Origin of the sequence: Paenibacillus sp. G2S3, from assembly GCF_030123105.1 — a bacterium.
Lineage (GTDB): Bacteria > Bacillota > Bacilli > Paenibacillales > Paenibacillaceae > Paenibacillus_AQ.
In genome coordinates, this window is record NZ_CP126095.1 from 5,561,135 (window position 1) to 5,578,951 (window position 17,817).

A 17,817-nucleotide genomic window follows, 5' to 3' on the forward strand; every position below is an offset into this window, starting at 1 on the left:
TTTATTTGGCGGTTCCGGCTGGATTCGCGGCGATCGGGGGGATTTATGCCCCTCTTTTCGCTCATTTGGCCGGACTCGCGGCGATCGAGGGCATAAATGCCCTCTTTCCGCTCAGCTTGCCACCTTCGCGGCAAGCAGGGCATTTACGCCGCGCGCCGCCGCCCACCCCGGCGGGCTCGGCGGTGCTTGCCCCCGGCGGTGCTCCGCCGCCGGGCAGAGCCCTTGCGCCGCTTGCGAGCAGCGCGGCGCAAAACCAATGGGCGCCCGCTTCGCTTGCGCGCCCGGGCTTTGCCGCGCCGCTTACGGGCGACGCGGCTCGGCAGGCCCTTGCTTCGCGGCAAAGCCGGCGACGCTACGGGCAATTCAGGCAGGACAGCGAGTGGTTCCACCACGCTGTCAGCCTCGCGCACCGGTGGTGCGCTGCAATAGCGGAGGCTCCACATCTCCGCAAGACCCTGCAGGCGGCTTCGATAAGCCGCTGGACCATAAACAGCGTCAACCCGCTCCCGCGCTTGGGCGCCTATGGTTATCGCCAGTCCCGGCTGCGCCAGCATGACGTTGACTCTTTCGGCCAGCGCGGAAATGTCCGACGCTGGCACGAGATTTTCGCCGCAGCCTGCTGCGTGCAGGATTTCCCGCAAGCCCCCGGAGTCGTAAGCGACCACGGGCTTTCCGAAAGCCAATCCTTCCAAAGCGGTCATTCCGAAGCCTTCGCGGATCAGACTGGGAACAACCAGCACATCCATAGCGCAATAAGCAGAAGGAAGGCATTCAGCATAACCAACAAATTTAAAGCGAGTATACAGTCCCTCAAGCTTTACCTTGCGGACACAGCGATCATAGTAGCTTTTGTCACCAGCTGAGCCTATGACAACAAATTTCGTACTAGGGTGAACCGCGTACACAAGCACAGCCATTTTCACAAAATGTTCCAATCCTTTTTCCTTATTTATAAAGGAAGAAATATAACCGACCAGCTGCTCCTGCGGTTTAATCCTTAGCTCTCGCCGTCGTTCGCCCCGAAGCTTGCTCCAAGCCTCAATCATCATCTCTTTGTCATTCCAAGAAGGGGGAAGCTGAATCACTTTCTCCGCTCTCACTTCCTCTGGAAAGCACGCTGCTGCCGTCTGTGAAATAGCCAGAATCTCATCACTATTCCGATGAATCAGCCCGACACTAATGGATGTATATTCATTGTCTGTTATCGTCTCTGATATTTTCCAAACCACCGGAATGCCCAGTGACTTAGCAGCCATTGCTGGCAAAGCATGCACACAGGTACTTGTAATAATAAACGCCGGACGCAGAGAGGTCAGCCAGTCTGTTAATTCCTGATACTCCCTGCTTTCCTGGAATTTACGAGCATCTGCCTCGAGCCCTGCATAAGGAGTGTACATTCCATATAAAAGAGGAATCGAGAGAAACTGTACACTTATTCCGCAGCTTCGGGCCTGAGTAGTCAGCTTGCCGTCCTGAGGTGCCACGAGAATACAATTAAAGTACGGAGAAAGCTCCTGAGCGAAAAACAATAACAGCTTCTCCGCTCCGGTAATACTGCGTGTATTGGATACATGTGAAAAGAGGACGATTGTAGCTTTATCAGCCATGGCGTTTCGGCGCTCCCTAACGAGGGCCTGGAGCAGCCATTCACCTCCCTAAAAGTTTTACGAAGGATTGCTTACTTTCTTACTTCGCAGTAAAACTTGCTTCGAAAGCATCCGCTTAGTTTTACGAAGCATTGCTAAAGTTTCTTACTTCGCAGTAAAACTTGCTTCGGAAGCATTCGCTTAGTTTTACGAAGGATTGCTTACTTTCTTACTTCGCAGTAAAACTCGCTCAGAAGCATTCGCTTAGACCGAGTCTCGCCCTCTCAGCCCATAACTCACCCTTCGCTTTCGCTCAGCTATACAAGCCGCTCCAGATGCAGCTTCTTTTCATCAGGTTACAGGCATACGCTGAGGACCGGTTCTACAGTATATCGAGGAAAAACAGATGCCGGCACGACACCTGTCCCCTGCTAAGCGCACATTTCTATATTCAGTTCAGGCACAACAAGTCTAGCCGTAGATTACCGTTAACATCTGGGAAATACGCTTTGCGTAGGTGTGATCCTTAAGCGTCCGTTCAAAGGCGCGCAGCGCGATCGCCCGGCGTTCCTCCTCATGGGTTAGGTAATAACGGATCTTATCCATCATTTCCTGAGGGCTCGCAAAGGTCTCAATTTCTTCACCCGGTTTGTAGAAGGAACCCAAATCATCTCTGGCATCTACTAATTGCAACGTACCTGTTGCCGCAATTTCAAAAGTACGCGGATTAGGAGAAACGGCTGAAATCGAGAGAGAGTTGTTGTTAACTACTTCATCAATGTGCGAGCGGTGTAGGTTAATGACAATTTTGGAACCGCTATAAGCTACAGCTGTCTCTTGTGGGGACATCCATTTGCCAATTTCAATACGGTCACCGTACAGCGGAGCCTCAGGCAGACGATCCCACCAGATTCCGTTAATCACTGTGTTATAGTTCATCAGATCAGGAAGAATCTCACGGAAGAAGTTGACCCGGTTCCAATAGGCGGAGCCAATAAAGCTAACTTCCCGATTTACTGACGAACGTGTGGTAGTAGGACGGTAATGTTCCAGGTGAGCAGCAAAGGGGAGATAATGTACCTCAGGGCAACCAAGTCCCCGGTAGAAATCAATACAATTACGTTCAAGAGTGAATACAAAATCGTAATGCGCCACAATCTTGATCGTAAAGTCAGTGTAATAAGGATCATCTGTAAGCCAAATAGCTGTCCGGATGCCACTCGTACGAATCGCATCGATCTGCTCAAGTGGTAAATCCATACCATCCAGCACCAGTACTAGATCCGGTCTTTGCGCTGCAGCCAGCTCTACTAGATTTTGCCGCACATCCGTAATCGTGACTTGAGCTGTTAATTTTTGCAGTGCGCAAAGAACCGCATCATCTAAAGGAGAGTAAGGGTACCCTTTGCCAGAAGCGACATACATGACATGAATATTCCGTACAGGAAATACTTCTTCTGGTCGACCATTCAGAATCGCAAGGCGCCCCCGTAAATAGCCCTCATCATAACCACCCTTGAAACCACTCAGACGACCACGCAGCTTTTCTTCCTCTGGAGGTGTCAGAGGTAATGGCGGTGTAGGCATAATAAATTCATTATTGTTCATAATCCTCGCTCCTTTATCCCGTTATAGATTTCATGCACGTGAAGCAATCACATTCAGCAAATGAGGCAAACGCGCAGTGAATGTATGGTTGCGCATTGTAGTCCGTAATCCCCGTAAAGCGTAGATTCGACGCTCTTTTTCATGCTTCAGATAGTACTCAATCTTCTGCTGCAATTCCTTAGCGGAGCCAAAAGTATCCAGGTCATAACCAGGTCGATAATAATTGCCCAGATCCTCACGAACATCCGTAAGCTGCATAGTACCGCAGGCGCTGATCTCATAGGTGCGCGGATTAATGGAACGTGAAGGAAGGCGGTAGCTATTCCGGTTATCCTGCCCCTCTTCCCACGGGCGGTGAATATTAATGACTATTTTTGCACCACTGTAGTAGTTCGCTGTTTCCTCTGGCGGGATAAAGCCATTGCTGATAAAAGGTGTAAGTTGATCATAGGTTGCGAGGCGTTCCCAGAACCCTCCAGCGATAAGCACCTTCTTGCCCTTAAGATAAGGTGCCAGTTCGTCGAACAGCTCTGTCCGATTACGAAACGCATTGCCAATAAATACAATGTCATACTGATATTGCGGGCCGGTACGCCGTGGGTAGAACATCTTTGGATTGACACATAGTGGCAAATAATGAACCGATGACACCCCAAGGGATTGATAGAACTCCACACAACCCAGCTCATGCGTAAATACGTGATCATAATGCCTACAAATGACTGAAGTATCCTCTGTAAAATAAGGATCATCCACAAACCAGATGGCGGCTTTGATGCCTAGCTTTCTGATCTCCGAAATCTGCTCTAAATGATTTTCCGGGAATACATGAAGCCCGTTCATCACTAGCACTGCCTCAGGCATTTCCCGAGCCGCGGTTTCCAGCATCGTTTCAGGAGTGCTTATTACAAGCTCACTTACAAGCTGCTGCAACGCCTCTGTTACGCCAGTGTCGATCGCCTGAAATCCTTGAGGAACATACATTAATTTAAATGGTCGGCAAGCTTCGACCCCTGGAGTATTCAGACGCTGCACAGCCTCACACATACCAAGATGATATCCTTCGTGATAACCGTCGCGATATTCTCGCGGACGCTTGTGTCTTTTTCTCTTTCTCGCTTTCACGGCCTTCACCCTGCCCCGTCGTATTCTCAAGACAGTATAACTATATGCGGAGTCAGCACTCGCCTCATGGACATCTGTCTTTACTAGAACTAAATTGGCAGATGTCCCCTGTCTTTTGCCCGGCTTGCCCGAACCTTAGAAGATTTCATCCACTCACAGAATGCTGGTATACTATAAAGGTCTAGCTTGAGACTCTAATCTCGTCATATCTGACCGGAAATGATTATTTATGGCATTCACAAGGGGGACATTATGAATAACACCACGTTGTACTTGCGCCATGCAGAACTGCTTCGGGACCAGGTTCCATCATTCCAAACCTATCCATTTCATCTGCCAGCCGTAAGAACACTGGATCGTCTTGTTTTTCAAAAACCAGTAACCTTTCTTGTTGGGGAGAATGGCACAGGGAAATCTACCTTGCTAGAGGGAATTGCTGCTGCGTGGGGCTTTAACCCTGAAGGTGGAACACTTAACTTCTCTTTTAACACTCGTTCCTCGCATTCGAGTCTCTATGAGTATTTTAGAATTGCTAGAGGGGTTAGACGTCCGAAGGACGGTTTTTTCCTTCGTGCGGAGAGCTATTATAATGTGGCTTCCTACATTGATGAATTAGATGAACAGCCCGGTGGCCCACCGATCAAAAACTCCTACGGAGGCAAATCTCTGCATGAGCAGTCGCACGGAGAATCTTTTTTGGCTGCGTTCGTTCATCGTTTTGGAGGCCGTGGCCTTTATATCCTCGATGAGCCTGAAGCAGCGCTCTCTCCCTTACGTCAAATGTCTCTGCTAGTGCGTATGCATGAGCTGGTCGGGCAGGATTCACAGTTTATTATTGCTACTCATTCCCCCATTCTGATGTCCTATCCCGGTGCTGAAATTCTACTCCTGGAGGGAGAAGGAATTCGGTCCGTCGCCTTGGAGGAAACGGAACATTATACCGTGACCAAAGCATTTATGAACGATCGTCAAGGGATGTTGCGTGAGCTATTAGAGGATGAATGACAAGTATAAACGCCTTCGACGTCCCTATAATTAAAAAAACAGCAAGTCTCCATAATCGGAAACTTGCTGTTTGATTTATTTTTTAAATTAAAGTCTTTAAACTAACGTCTTACAATCCCCACTATCTTGTGTACAATCCATCCAAACATGACTACAACCATCATATCGAAGCACACATTAAACAGGAATAAATGCTTACCGATGTCAGCCCTTCCGTCCCCAAGAATCGGAACCAAGAAGGAGAAAATTCCTATCAGTCCTAATAACATCAGCAGTTCACCAGCAACTCTTCCCCGAACATCCCGGCTACGGAAATATTGGAACAGTGCCCCGGCAAAATACACTAGATAAAATAGAGAGAGAAATCCGAGCGTATGCGGAATATGCTTATTCTTGAATTCGCTCCACCCGCTGTAAGTGTAGGATAATGCGCCTGCTGGCTTATTTTCACTCTTCTCATAGTTCCCTAGATAATAAGGACGAATCGCCATACTGTTACTCGCAGCATATTCCATATTATCTATTAACCGTCCCGGATGTTTTAGATAGAAGAACAATACATCCTTATGGGATACTCGGTCGTAGAAATCCGGTACCAGCGAAGGATCATCCTGTTTGATGACCGTATCGGTCTGAAAATAATTCGTACCCGCCAGTACCTCTAGCCGCTCCGGCAATCCGAGATCCTGCAAATCTCCCTTAACATCCGGGGATTCGTTCAAAATACCAAAAAACACGGTCTGATACAGGTTAATATGCTTCAGCTCTTTCGGCGCCGTCATGTACATAACGATGGATACCAGAAATATGGCAATCGAAAAGCGTAAGGCCAGCTTTCTCCATTTTCGCTCACCGTCAAGCGTCATAAACCGCAGGAAGATTAGCGCAAAAGCAATCCCAATCGGCGCATTCTGAATTTTGGAGGTGACCAGAAAGAGAATCGCGATAAAGAACAAGGTTAACCCTTTAGTCGTAGGCTTTTCTTGGCTAGTTAGTCTTAACCCCAGCGCAAAGGTCAGCAGCATGAACACCATTGATACCGGTTCTCCAAACAAGGAGTTAAAGTATGCCAAATACCCAATATCGTAAAATACAAATAATATAGCTGCACCTAGCAACAGCCCAGTAACATAAGAGCCGCGAGCATTATACTTCACCAACAGCCAGGTCGCCAACAGTAAAAGAAGACCGTAAACTGCACCAAGCAATCTAACATCAAAAAAGCTGCCATGGATGAGCCCGCCGATCAACCTCGGTACGAGCACAAGCAAAATCTGTGAAGAAGGATAGAAGCCCCTGAACAAACTCTCATATGCAAAACTAGAATGACTGTAATTAAAAAACTGGTCGGTATACGATGCTGCAGTATCATAGTAGTTCAGACCGATGGTATTCATCATACGCAGGAAATCTCCATTATCGGCAACACCAATAAATGGTCCTACGAAAAGCAGATAAATAATGAGACCGCAGCCGGCAAGGCTTACAAGATACTCCGGTTTCCAGAACTTTTTCATGATTCCCCCTATCTCTGTGGTAACAGCTTCACATATTCGTCGGACAAATTCATTAGCTTCAATACATACTCATAATCGCTCTGATATTTCGAGAAGTCCGTTACCGGCTTGAGCGTATCCAGCGACACAGCTCCACCATCTGCAAATCCTTTTCCAGGGACATAGAGAATGTCATCATTAAAGAAGGAGCCGGAAGGCAAATAATACCTCATCCCTAACACATTACGATCAATGTTGAGCAGGTCATGACCAAAGGCTGTAAAACCTTCTTGTTGTAGTGAAACGCCCATTAAATTAGCTATCGTAGGAAGGATATCTAGTTGTCCTCCCGTACGCTCTACTACCTTCCCTTGCTCCATTCCCGGTACACGCACAATGAATGGGATATTAAAGCGGCTAATCCGGGAATCGTATGGAATACCAAGTGCACTTTCCACTTGCTCTGGTGAAACATCCTGAGGCTGCAGGCCAAAGTGATCGCCATACATGACCAGAACCGTGTTATCCCACAATCCATTTTCTTTCAAACCTTCTATTAAAGTACCTATAGCATAATCAGTATAGTTTATAGCAGTCAAATAATCACCAAGCATCGTATCCTTCAAATTGTCAGGCACAGTGATTTTTTTAAAGGAATCTGGGATTTTGAAAGGATGATGACTGGAAGCTGTCACCATCTGTGCGTAGAAAGGAGTTCCTTTCTTCTGCAGCTCTGCCAATTTCTCGACACCCGTAATATACAGCTGTTCATCGGAAGCACCAAACGCATTAAAATGATCATTCGTAAAATGATCTTTGTCATAATAGCCGTTAAACCCAAGCGCCGGATACAGCTCATTTCGATTCCAAAACCCTACTTTATTCACATGAAAGGTATACGCCTCATACCCTTTATCCCTTAGCAGTCGTGGTAAGCTTGGTAATTCTCTGTCCCCGAATCCGGTAGACATAGCCAAAGTACCAATCGGATAAATAGAAGTGTTGCTCATGAATTCAGCGTCAGACGTATTCCCTGGACCAATCTGCTGATAGACATGAGGAAAATAAAAGCCCTCATCCGCTAGCTTATTCATGACTGGCGTCAGTTCCTGACCATTCAGGGACTGATGCAGCGGAAAATTTTGAAAGGCTTCCAATTGTAGCACAATTACATTTTTACCCTTTTGTGAGCCAAAATAATCAGGAGTCGTACCCACTGGCTTGTCACTAAAAGGATAGGAAGATTGCAGCGCGTCAACCTTCGCAATCGTATCCTTAATATCACCCGTTCCAATGAGATTGTTATCTTCTTTAATCTTAATAGCTGCAACGACCTCATAATTTAGAAACCCGGCGGTTTCTGCCTGTACAAGCTCATTCGTAATCCCTTGAGCAGAGTGGACAGAATATGCCGATAAAGAAAAACCTCCAATAATGGATACCAGAATCACCACCACATGCACGAATCCTGTCTTCCGGGAGCTAAAGCGTTCACGCGGGTAGGTCTTTCCTTGTTTCCATCTGCGAATCAAACCATAGATAGCGAAGATAACAAAATCCGCGAAGAATAAGTAATCAATACTCTTTATGGTAGATTCTACGCTTGCCTTCACTTGAAATACCTGATTGATTTCAGATAAGGCTAGGTAGGTTGGAACAGAACCAAAGTGATTAAAATATACAGCGGCTGCGAACAGCAACAGCGATAAAAAACCGTTAAATATCCAATAGACGGTTGTTCTTACCCGAGATGGCGTAATCACCGTTAAAATCCCCATGATAAATAGGACTGGCGCTACATCCGCTGCAATCCATTCCCAAGCAACTCTATCAAAGAACAACACTCTCAGAAGCAACAGCTTTAACCATAACAATATAACAACGATAAAAAAATGGGCGCGATCCGGCCCTTGCTTTTTCACTTTTAATCCCCTCTTACATGTTCATTTGTTCGAAATATCAAATCTATTCTAGTCATTTGTAAAATATCAGGTTGCTCTAGTATAACAATACTTACTTTTTTTATCAAAATGGTAGAATTATCTTCCACTCAAAAAAAGAGATGCCCCGCTGCCCTTTCGGCATTGGAATATCCCTGTTAACTATGAGTTGATCAATCTTCAGACGATTGAAGTATACTTAAGCAATCTTTTAATAGAACGGTTAGCTTCATTCAGAACAATCTCTTTATCTACAGTCTTCAGCAGACCCCTTTCCATCACGATCTCTCCGTCGATAATCGTGGTTTCCACATCCGCCCGGGTAGCGGAATATACAATTCTAGAGATAGGATCTACGTCGTAGGAGGGGAAGGTATGGAAATTGTAGAGATTCAGGAGCACTAGGTCTGCTTTTTTGCCAACCTCGATACTGCCGATTTTATCTTCCATCCCTACCGCCTTCGCCCCACCTATAGTTGCCATACGAAATACACTGCGGGCATCCATCGTCGTAGGTCCATATTTAGGCTTCTGAATGATTGCCGCGAGCCTCATTTCATTAAACATATCCAGATTGTTATTGCACGGAGCGCCATCTGCACCCAGACTTAGTGACACATGCTCATGGAGCATCCCAGGTGTATCTGCAATTCCGGAGGCTAGTTTCAGATTTGAACCGGGGCAATGACTTACATGGACTCCGCGATCCAGCAAAATCCGCCGCTCCTCAGCATCCAGCCATACACAATGGGCCAGTATTAAGCGCTCATTAGCTAATCCTAGATGGTCCAGATAGACAATATTACGCATGCCGGTCATCGCCTGCACGATCTCAATCTCCCCTAAATTCTCAGAAGCATGGGTATGCACCTTCACATCATACCTTGCAGAGAGATCTCTTACCTCAGTTAACAAGGGTTCGGTGCAGGATATTACAAAACGCGGAGAGAACGCATATTGAATCCGTCCATTCCCATAGCCATTCCATTTTTCAAGCAAATCCACACTTTCCTGTAAAGAAGAAGCGGTATCCTCCTGCAGTGCTTCAGGTACATCTCCCCCTTTTTGATCCATCATTACCTTGCCAGACAAGGCCCGGATTCCACTTTTAGCAATGGCCTGAAAAGCATAGTCTGTATGGTGAACAGTCTCCATATCAACAATCGTAGTGGTTCCGCTGGAGATCAGTTCCCCTATACCGAGCATCGCCGAATAATAAAGGGACTCCTCATCATGCGCAGCCTCTAACGGCCAGATCCGTTTACGCAGCCAATCCATAAGCTCCAGATCATCTCCCTTGCCACGGAATAACGTCTGGCATAAATGAATATGCGTCTGAACAAAACCGGGAACTAACGTACGGTTTGTAGCATCGATTACCTGGTCGTCTCCCTGCGGGATCAGGCCAGTGCCGATTTCTACGATGATATCGTCCTTCACTCGAACATCGCCGACAATAATTTCCTCCTGTTTGTTCATTGTAATGATCTCAGCATTTTTGATCAGGATGTTCCCCATTGTCCTTCTCCCCCTCATTATTCATTCGTTTGCCGGTTCACGGTGTAACACAAAAAGGCCACAAAAATATGCCTTAGCATATTTTCGTAGCCAGAAATTTACGGTTTCCGGTAGAGACCCTTAAACCAATTATTAAGGATATACGAAAAGAGAAGCTATTCTATTCCAAATTTAATAAAGCAATCATAATCCAAAGACAGGTTTAGTGTCAATATAAGTTATTTAAACTAACACAAATTTCTTAAATATAGCTTTTCACAATTAAAATAATGGTAAACCCTAAAATCTATGTTATAAAACATAACTTTTATTATGATTTCCCACACTACTTATCAATAACTTTTAAGTTCCGCTTTTTATACTCGTCCTATTACCCGAACCGTTAGCTTCACTTTTAATAAAGTAATAGCGAGGAGGAGATCCAATGCCAACAATTTCTCAAACCCCAACTGAGTTGCAAGCATTCATCGCCGCTGCTGAAAAAGTATGGTTCGAAGTCTACGATTCTGCCGATTCTCGCAGAGTGATCCGCGTTGATGGCACCGATTATTATCGCCTGCCGGTTAGATTCAGTACCAGAGCTAAGGTCATTTCTTATTTTAGAAAGTACTGGGGCATTACAATGAGCAACACCATGTTCTGTAATTTAAAAACCGTTTCTAGAAACAACAGACTCTATGTAATATCGGGAGATACAGGAACCATTGCTTTTATCCCAAGAAGACTCACCATTACTGGTCGTACATCAACGAGAGTACGCCTTACAGCAGTTCTGTCGATTGATGATATGAGCGATGAAGATATCGTTAACGTTCGTTACCTGATCGGCGTATCCGGTAAAAGACTTCTTATCCTTAACCGGGATCAAAAAAATACCGATACTCGATACCAGACATGCCGTTAAGAGAAATAAAAGAAAAAAGGTCCAGAGGCTAACCCCCTGGACCTTTTTTTATGTTAAGACTCCGGATTAAGTTCCGGTTTCAGTACCTTCTCGAATACTGGAAAGTTCGCCGTGCGGTCCGGAAAATCCACTTCACCTCTACGGTCATATCCAAGACGGGGATAGATTTCCAGCGCTCTAGTATTCTTCGCATAAGTATCCAGCCGAATACTTGTGTAACCATTAAGCGCCGCGTAATCCTCTGCAAAAGCAATTAATCTAGTCGCAATTCCTTTGCCCTGAATATGTGGATGAACTGCTAAACGATGCATAATCAGATGCGGCCCTTGATTTTGCTTCCACTCGATCTTCCTATATTCCTCAGAAGGATTCTCATCCAGCACAAGAATTCCCGCGATGGCTTGACCCTCTTCACAAACATATAAGGTACCCTGTGCGATATCCAGCTCGATAATCTCTTTATTCGGATAGCGCTCATCCCACTGGTCGCTTCCAGCGGCCTGCATAACTTGTACACATTTTGAGATCAATTCCATGATCTCTTCGATCTCTTCCTGTCTAGCTTTTCTGATCCCATTTCCTACTTGCATCCTGCTATCCCCTCTTTCATATCGACATCTGAAAACCGTCTAAATAGATTCTCGTTTTAGAAGTCTATCATATTCGGAGACAAATTCCGATAGTAGGATGATTCCAGAGAGGATGTAGTCCCTCTAAGTTGAGGGACACGGAATGATCAGAAAAACGCGTCATAGATTAGATCTCCGGGTCCCTTCCTCTTAAATTACCTGCCGCTGCTCAGTTAAACTCCAGCTTATGCCCGTCCTCGAAGCCCTTGGCGAAACCGGCGTCGAACCCCACGTTGTATGCTTCGGTGTACCCCTGCTGAAAGGCGTCTGCCGGTGGCGTTTCCGGCGAAACGCCAAGGTCCGGGGGGAGCGGAATGACCTGCGGGGCAGGTGGAGCCTCGATAACCGGCACTACATGAACTGGTGCTTGTATAACCCTTACCTTTCGAACAAGCTTGCGGCGGAGCCTTCTTTTCTTTCGTACCAAAAGACCCTTCTTCGTCTTTCCATAACGAACGATTTTCCGAGAAAGTCCTCTGCGGGGTTTGCGGGCTAGACCTCTACGCACTTTCGTTTTCCGTGAGAGCAGCAGTGTGCGTCTGCGGGTTCTGCCTGAACGTAATGTTCTAAGGCTCTTTTTCTTCATACTTCTATTCCTCCTGTGCTCCATGATCTCTGGAGGTTCCTACGGCGTATGCCTTGCTCAGCCATGGCGCAGCAGGAATTCCCCGTTTCGGTTGATGTAGTGAAATGCCGGACATCATCCGGCACATCGCGCTCTGATACCCACTTAGGACTCTGATATTGTCGCTCAATTTGCGGGCCGTCAGCTCAGATTGCCCCGTCAATTCGGCGATGCTCTCCAAGATGGCCGCCAAAGCAGCCTGACTGCGCGAAATGGAGCGGATCATCTCCAGCTTGACGGCATGTTCAGAGAGACGGTCCCCACTCATTTGCTGTCTTCTCCAAAACTGAATCCATCACCTGACATGTCTCCAAAACCTTCTCCGCCACCATCATCTTCACCACTGCCCAGCACTGCTTTTAGATTGCTGTAGAGTCCATTCTCCAGTTTAGTCAGCCCTTCAACCATCTCCACGATAACTTCGTGAATGGAAATCGATTCCTTTAGCTGCTCACCGTGGGATTCGAAAGCTCTAGCATGGATATGATGCTGTGCCCACTGCTTTACCTTTTCAGCTTCAACCGCCTTAGCCTCCAGAATCAACGCAATGTTCCACTGGATAGTGGCGGTCGACTCCAGCATTTGCAGATATGCTTGTTCTCTGCTCATCATCCGCCTCCTGCTCCTATAGCGCTACTCTTCGTCTTGACCGTTCAGTTCCTTAATGACTCTGCCTACCCCTTCAGCCATCGCTTCTTCCAGATCCGCAAGTGCATTCAAGTAAGCAATGATATTCTTGTTTACCTGAGTTGAGCTTTCGATCATCCCGCTGATACCGTCAAAATCGGGATCCGCATCTGGCAGATCGTGGACAATTTGCGACATACGGACAGCCACGTGGCGCTCGGCGTCTAGAATCCGCGCCATCTGTTCGTGCGTATGGGCCATGTGCTGCAGGACTTTGGTTATTTTATTCTGCACCTTCATGTCTCCTTTGCTCAAACGCCCTGCTACAGCATATGCGGCAGAAGCCGGGACGGTGCCGGGGTTATGAAGGCAAGTTGCGGCTCTTCAAGCAACAAGAATCAAGTTTAAATGCCTTTGGCGTCCTAAAAATAAAAAACGTTTGAGAATTGCTGCATGCATATAAATGGATTAAAATGTGAAATACGAATTCTTTAATTTACAAAGGTTGGAGGGGGAATTATGCAGCTTGGAAGCCAGCGGATCGATTTAGTGCCTTTAAATGCCACAGAGCTCTCGCTAGCCATAGAAAATTACTCGGGGCTTCAGCAACATTTGGGTTTAAACGCCATCAGTGCCGAGCTTGACGATGACATGCAATATGCGATGAAGATACGGCTAAAAAAGGTGCTGCAGGACCCAGAGCATTACCTATGGCTGACCAACTGGGCCATCATTCATCAGAAAGATCAGTGCATTATTGGGTTCATTATTCTTAAGGGTTATCCGAACGAAAAAGGTGAGGTTACTATAGGCTACGTGATTGATGAGAAATATAGAAGAAACGGATATGCTACTGAGGCATTGCAGACGATCAATACGTGGATTCTCAGCCATCCCCAAGCCAGCTATGTAATCGCAGATACTGAAAAAGATAATATAGCCTCGCATAAAGTATTGGAGCGTTTAGGTTCAGAGAGATACCTAGAGACGGAGGATTTGATCTGGTGGAGAATTGCAAACCCCAGAGGCTTACTGTAGTATCATCACAACAAAAAAAGCACTGCCACTTATGGCAGTGCATCCTTGAGCTTTTCTCCCGCCTCCCGCAGAGACTGGAACGTCCCCGCATCGCTCCACCAATCCTTGAGAACATCATAGCTGAGCCTGCGGTTAGCAGCATATATATTATTTACATCGGTAATCTCCAGCTCCCCCCTCTTAGAAGGGGATACTTGGCGGATAATGTCAAACACAGCTTCATCGTACATATAAATACCTGTTACGCAAAATTTAGTCTTGGGATGCTCGGGTTTCTCTTCGATATAAGCAATCCATGCAGAATCTTGACTATCGAACACGGGAACGCCGTATCTACGCGCGTCGTCCACCGGTTTCAGCAATACCTTGGCTGTACCTTCAGGCTGCCGGAGATAGCTCTCCACGTAAGGCGTCAGATCATCCATAAACAGATTATCACCAAGCAATACGACAAACCGTTCCCCAGGGAAAATGAATCCTTCTGCTAAATCGAGAGCCTCTGCAATGCCTCCAGCAGCTTCCTGAATTTTATAGGTCAGTGATACACCAAATGCTGCACCGCTACCTAAAAAATCCGTATACAGACCAGCAGACTGCTTGCTGATGACCAGAAGAATGTCGGTAATCCCTCCCCGGCGAAGCCGATCTATGCCGTAACAGACCATAGGATATTTGCCGACCGGAAGCAAATGTTTGTTCATAAGCCGGGTCAGCGGTTGAAGTCTGGATCCTGTTCCGCCCGCCAGTATGACTCCTTTCACTTACTTTCCTCCTCTTTATCTAAGTCCTTTGCCTTCGGATCTGCACTTTATATGAAATTCGTTGGATCCACATTCCATTTGTTCATAAAAAGCTTACGATTTCGTTCCAACAGCTCCTGTAGTCCGGTGTGATATACCCGCTTAAAGCTCGCACTTCCTTCATGGTGTACAAGGCAATCCCCTGCGATGAGCAATCGGTATCCCTTTAGCCTGGTGCGATAGCAATAGTCATCGTCCTCGTAATGTCCGGGTGAGTATCTCTCATCCAGCAGACCTACGGAAGTAAGTAGCTCTCTTTTGAATAAAAAACATAATCCTACCAAACGTCTAGTCTCCAACCATTTTTGAGGATTGGAACGATTAGTTATCTCTGCAGCCTTATGAAAATCCAGCAAACTTTCATAATCAGTCTTCACCTGTTGACGTCCACTCGCATAGTTTGTCACTGGCCCAACAATACCTACTTCAGGAGCACTATATAGTGCTCTCTTCAGATTGGCTAACCATCCATGGGAAACCACCACATCATTATTCAGCAGCAATAATTCATCCCCCGATGCTAGCAGTAGACCCATATTACATGCGGATGGAAAGCCTCGATTCTCAGGCAATGAAATAAACGTTATACGATTCGCACGGCAATAGGCATCCGTTCCATCTGATGAAGCATTGTCTACAACGATGATCTCGTAAGGCAGCGGAGTATAAGCACGAATAGACTCCACACAGGACCGCAGCAGAGGCAGCGCGTTGTAGGTCGGAATAATAATACTGGTCATCGTCATATCCGGTTCCTCCAAGCGGCTACTTGTCTGCGGTATTCGCGCTGCATTTCGCTATTTCGTAGGCCCCCAACATCCTGCCGGGAAAGTACCTCAAGGAGAGCCTCTGCGTGATCCCCTATGATTAGCTTCTCCACAGCATTTCCAGCGCCTATATTCGCCTGACGCAGCCGATTATGCTTAATCACATTCACCGTTCCAACTTTCTCCACCCTTAGCTTCTTTAATACAGAGAGGGCTTGGGCTTTAGGAGGCACTATTAATTCACGGTAGCCTATGGTCTCAAGTGCTCTCCGGGAGAGTGCGTGGGGGACAGCCGTCATAGAGCTAACTCCGAGATCGTACCGTCCAAGAGCATAATTCAGAAACAGCTTGCTACGAGTAACATCGTCGCATAATCCAAACGAAGGCATCAGTGGATCCAAATCATTAAGAGCCACGTCAATTCCACCATCTACAGCAGCTGTGAAGAATCCGAGCTGAGATGCAGGGATCACCATATCTCCATCCAGGAAAAGCAGAATATCTCCTCGACTCAGCTTCGCACCAATAGCCCGCCCTACATCATGTCCTACAGACTCCGGGCAATGTACAATTACAGCTTGACGATGTTGTCTGGAAATGGGAAAACTGCTATCACTGCAACCGTTAAGCACGACAATAATTTCAGTAGGTTCCAGCCGCGAAACCTGTTGCAGCAGACGTCCCAAGGTCTGCTCCTCGTTACGCGCGGAGATAATTACTGACAAGGTTCCACGTAAACTCGGTAATTTCAGTGCCTCACGACCTACCTTTGATTGCCGAGACAGAATGGGCGACCGAACGGTAGCCGAGCCTCCTTTTACAGAACGATTCGCTACCCTTTGGCGGGGTGCCAGTGTTGTTTTAGCTTGACTAGACGCTGAACGTTTCTTTACCGAACGAGTTGCTGTTCCTCGTCGAACGGTGGAGCTACCAGATACTTGTAACAGAGCAACCATCATCTCACCATCTCTCTGCGCCGGGTTCCGTCGCCAAACCCCGCCCTGTTTCCCCGGTGTTCAAGCAAGAGGGATACAGCCTCCATATGATCTGCTGTAATTAACTGCTGCAAAGGATCTGTGCCATCTTCCTTACGTCTGACCGCATTCAGTTTCCCTACATGTACTTTGTGAGCAGCTACCACACGTAAACCACTCAGAACGGCCTGTGCATGTGCCAGAGGGGGACGCGATAATGATTCAGTCCCTAAGATTTCAAGCGCTTTGCGGCTGATTGCGTGCGGAACTGCCGTCATCGAGCATCCTTTTAGATCCGGACGGCCAAGCAAAATATTGAGTGCATGTTTGGACAGCACCACCGGATGGGGCGAAAGTCTTCGTACTGGTCCGGAATAATTATTAAGCGCTAAGTCTGCGCCACCACTAATAGCGGTGACGAAAGGACGTAGCCCCGAGGCAGGAATTACTAAATCTCCATCGGTAAACAAGAGGATCTCTCCTTTAGCTGCCTCTGCTCCGACACTGCGGCCCGCGTCATGTCCAAGCGGCAACTCATAGGAAATAACATGCGCACCAAGCGAAAGGGCAATTTCTGCCGTTTGATCGGCTGATCCGTTGACGACTACAATAACCTCGCAGCGCGGATGGACCCCTCTAGCTCCAGATATCACTCCCGCAATGGTCCTCGCTTCATTCATGGCCGGAATAATAACGGAAACATAGGGATTTGGATGGTTAACGATAGGGACTGCAGCGACTTGCCGCACTGGGCGTGAAGTCCGCCGCTTGATCCGAGAGACCCGCCGTCCCGTGCGGCGGGCAGAAGTACGTTTGGGCTTCATGCTCATCCACCTTCCTTACAGAGCCTATTCGTCAGGCTGAGGGTTACATCACAGTTTATGTACTACGCCGAACAGGGTAACGGCCTTTGTCTCCTGTCATTTGGAAAACAGGACAAATGTACTCACCGCCAAACTTCGGCTGAGACACATTTGCTTAAACGAAGCATGCTATCGGACACAGTTAGCCCTAAACGCCGAATTATCGCATATTTGGATGGCTATCGGACTCCATAGCTGCTATTGTTCTAAATCACACAAAATAATGACCTTTTTCTAAGGAATAGCTTCAGTGGAGTCCGAAACCAGCTTCAAATGGTGATCAATTTGCAAATAACGTCATCTGGGTCCGAA

Annotated in this window: 18 protein-coding genes and 1 riboswitch; of the genes, 3 read left to right on the forward strand and 15 right to left on the reverse strand. The window is 46.9% G+C overall.

Features of this window, described 5'->3' with window-relative positions:
- Window positions 1–143 precede the first annotated feature (143 nt).
- The 3 genes from QNH28_RS24470 to QNH28_RS24480 form a co-directional block, all read right to left on the reverse strand.
- The gene (locus QNH28_RS24470) at window positions 144–1,607 is read right to left on the reverse strand and encodes a glycosyltransferase family 4 protein (RefSeq protein WP_283908923.1); all 1,464 of its coding nucleotides are present in this window, start codon (window positions 1,605–1,607) and stop codon (window positions 144–146) included.
- A 450-nt stretch (window positions 1,608–2,057) separates the two neighbouring features.
- Window positions 2,058–3,173 (reverse strand): CgeB family protein, encoded by a 1,116-nt coding sequence (locus QNH28_RS24475; protein WP_283912253.1) that lies wholly within the window; start codon window positions 3,171–3,173, stop codon window positions 2,058–2,060.
- Between the two features lie 51 nt (window positions 3,174–3,224).
- Complete coding sequence (locus tag QNH28_RS24480) at window positions 3,225–4,241, reverse strand: CgeB family protein (RefSeq protein WP_481858406.1); 1,017 nt, start codon at window positions 4,239–4,241, stop codon at window positions 3,225–3,227.
- Between the two features lie 330 nt (window positions 4,242–4,571).
- Between QNH28_RS24480 and QNH28_RS24485 the strand changes: the two genes are divergently transcribed.
- Window positions 4,572–5,324, forward strand: a complete 753-nt coding sequence (locus QNH28_RS24485; RefSeq protein ID WP_283908925.1) for an AAA family ATPase — start codon at window positions 4,572–4,574, stop codon at window positions 5,322–5,324.
- A 101-nt stretch (window positions 5,325–5,425) separates the two neighbouring features.
- On the opposite strand, the gene wsfD is transcribed toward QNH28_RS24485, so the two are convergent.
- The 3 genes from wsfD to QNH28_RS24500 all read right to left on the reverse strand — a co-directional run bounded on the left by wsfD (window position 5,426) and on the right by QNH28_RS24500 (window position 10,278).
- On the reverse strand, window positions 5,426–6,841 hold the full coding sequence (wsfD, locus tag QNH28_RS24490) for a glycan biosynthesis hexose transferase WsfD (RefSeq protein WP_283908926.1): 1,416 nt from the start codon (window positions 6,839–6,841) through the stop codon (window positions 5,426–5,428).
- Window positions 6,842–6,849: 8 nt separating this feature from the next.
- Window positions 6,850–8,742, reverse strand: coding sequence for an LTA synthase family protein (locus tag QNH28_RS24495; RefSeq protein WP_283908927.1), 1,893 nt, complete (start codon window positions 8,740–8,742; stop codon window positions 6,850–6,852).
- 198 nt (window positions 8,743–8,940) lie between these two features.
- Window positions 8,941–10,278, reverse strand: a complete 1,338-nt coding sequence (locus tag QNH28_RS24500; protein WP_283908928.1) for a 5'-deoxyadenosine deaminase — start codon at window positions 10,276–10,278, stop codon at window positions 8,941–8,943.
- 67 nt (window positions 10,279–10,345) lie between these two features.
- Window positions 10,346–10,444: riboswitch (purine riboswitch) on the reverse strand.
- A 288-nt stretch (window positions 10,445–10,732) separates the two neighbouring features.
- On the opposite strand from QNH28_RS24500, the gene QNH28_RS24505 reads away from it, so the two are divergent.
- The gene (locus QNH28_RS24505; RefSeq protein ID WP_283908929.1) at window positions 10,733–11,182 is read left to right on the forward strand and encodes a DL-endopeptidase inhibitor IseA family protein; all 450 of its coding nucleotides are present in this window, start codon (window positions 10,733–10,735) and stop codon (window positions 11,180–11,182) included.
- 53 nt (window positions 11,183–11,235) lie between these two features.
- Here the strand turns inward: QNH28_RS24505 and QNH28_RS24510 are convergent, their stop codons facing one another.
- From QNH28_RS24510 to QNH28_RS24530, 5 genes are all read right to left on the reverse strand, one after another.
- Window positions 11,236–11,772, reverse strand: a complete 537-nt coding sequence (locus QNH28_RS24510) for a GNAT family N-acetyltransferase (RefSeq protein ID WP_283908930.1) — start codon at window positions 11,770–11,772, stop codon at window positions 11,236–11,238.
- A gap of 208 nt (window positions 11,773–11,980) precedes the next feature.
- Window positions 11,981–12,397 (reverse strand): FliH/SctL family protein, encoded by a 417-nt coding sequence (locus QNH28_RS24515; protein ID WP_094876886.1) that lies wholly within the window; start codon window positions 12,395–12,397, stop codon window positions 11,981–11,983.
- 4 nt (window positions 12,398–12,401) lie between these two features.
- Window positions 12,402–12,704, reverse strand: coding sequence for a hypothetical protein (locus tag QNH28_RS24520; protein WP_283908931.1), 303 nt, complete (start codon window positions 12,702–12,704; stop codon window positions 12,402–12,404).
- Window positions 12,701–13,048 (reverse strand): alpha-helical endospore appendage domain-containing protein, encoded by a 348-nt coding sequence (locus QNH28_RS24525; protein ID WP_349655011.1) that lies wholly within the window; start codon window positions 13,046–13,048, stop codon window positions 12,701–12,703. Before QNH28_RS24525 ends, QNH28_RS24520 begins: the two co-directional genes overlap by 4 nt.
- Before the next feature lie 21 nt (window positions 13,049–13,069).
- Window positions 13,070–13,324, reverse strand: coding sequence for a nucleoside-diphosphate sugar epimerase (locus tag QNH28_RS24530; RefSeq protein ID WP_481858337.1), 255 nt, complete (start codon window positions 13,322–13,324; stop codon window positions 13,070–13,072).
- Between the two features lie 258 nt (window positions 13,325–13,582).
- On the opposite strand from QNH28_RS24530, the gene QNH28_RS24535 reads away from it, so the two are divergent.
- On the forward strand, window positions 13,583–14,101 hold the full coding sequence (locus tag QNH28_RS24535) for a GNAT family N-acetyltransferase (RefSeq protein ID WP_283908932.1): 519 nt from the start codon (window positions 13,583–13,585) through the stop codon (window positions 14,099–14,101).
- A 29-nt stretch (window positions 14,102–14,130) separates the two neighbouring features.
- Here QNH28_RS24535 and QNH28_RS24540 read toward each other — a convergent pair whose 3' ends face one another.
- The 4 genes from QNH28_RS24540 to QNH28_RS24555 are packed head-to-tail and all read right to left on the reverse strand — an operon-like array spanning window position 14,131 to window position 17,466.
- Window positions 14,131–14,862 carry a sugar phosphate nucleotidyltransferase gene (locus tag QNH28_RS24540; protein ID WP_042191506.1) on the reverse strand — a complete coding sequence of 244 codons (732 nt, stop codon included), beginning with the start codon at window positions 14,860–14,862 and terminating at the stop codon, window positions 14,131–14,133.
- Between the two features lie 47 nt (window positions 14,863–14,909).
- Window positions 14,910–15,647, reverse strand: coding sequence for a glycosyltransferase family 2 protein (locus QNH28_RS24545; RefSeq protein ID WP_283908933.1), 738 nt, complete (start codon window positions 15,645–15,647; stop codon window positions 14,910–14,912).
- Complete coding sequence (locus tag QNH28_RS24550) at window positions 15,644–16,627, reverse strand: glycosyltransferase family 2 protein (protein ID WP_283908934.1); 984 nt, start codon at window positions 16,625–16,627, stop codon at window positions 15,644–15,646. The genes QNH28_RS24545 and QNH28_RS24550 overlap by 4 nt, the downstream gene beginning before the upstream one ends.
- Window positions 16,624–17,466, reverse strand: coding sequence for a glycosyltransferase family 2 protein (locus QNH28_RS24555; protein ID WP_349655012.1), 843 nt, complete (start codon window positions 17,464–17,466; stop codon window positions 16,624–16,626). The genes QNH28_RS24550 and QNH28_RS24555 overlap by 4 nt, the downstream gene beginning before the upstream one ends.
- Window positions 17,467–17,817 lie beyond the last annotated feature (351 nt).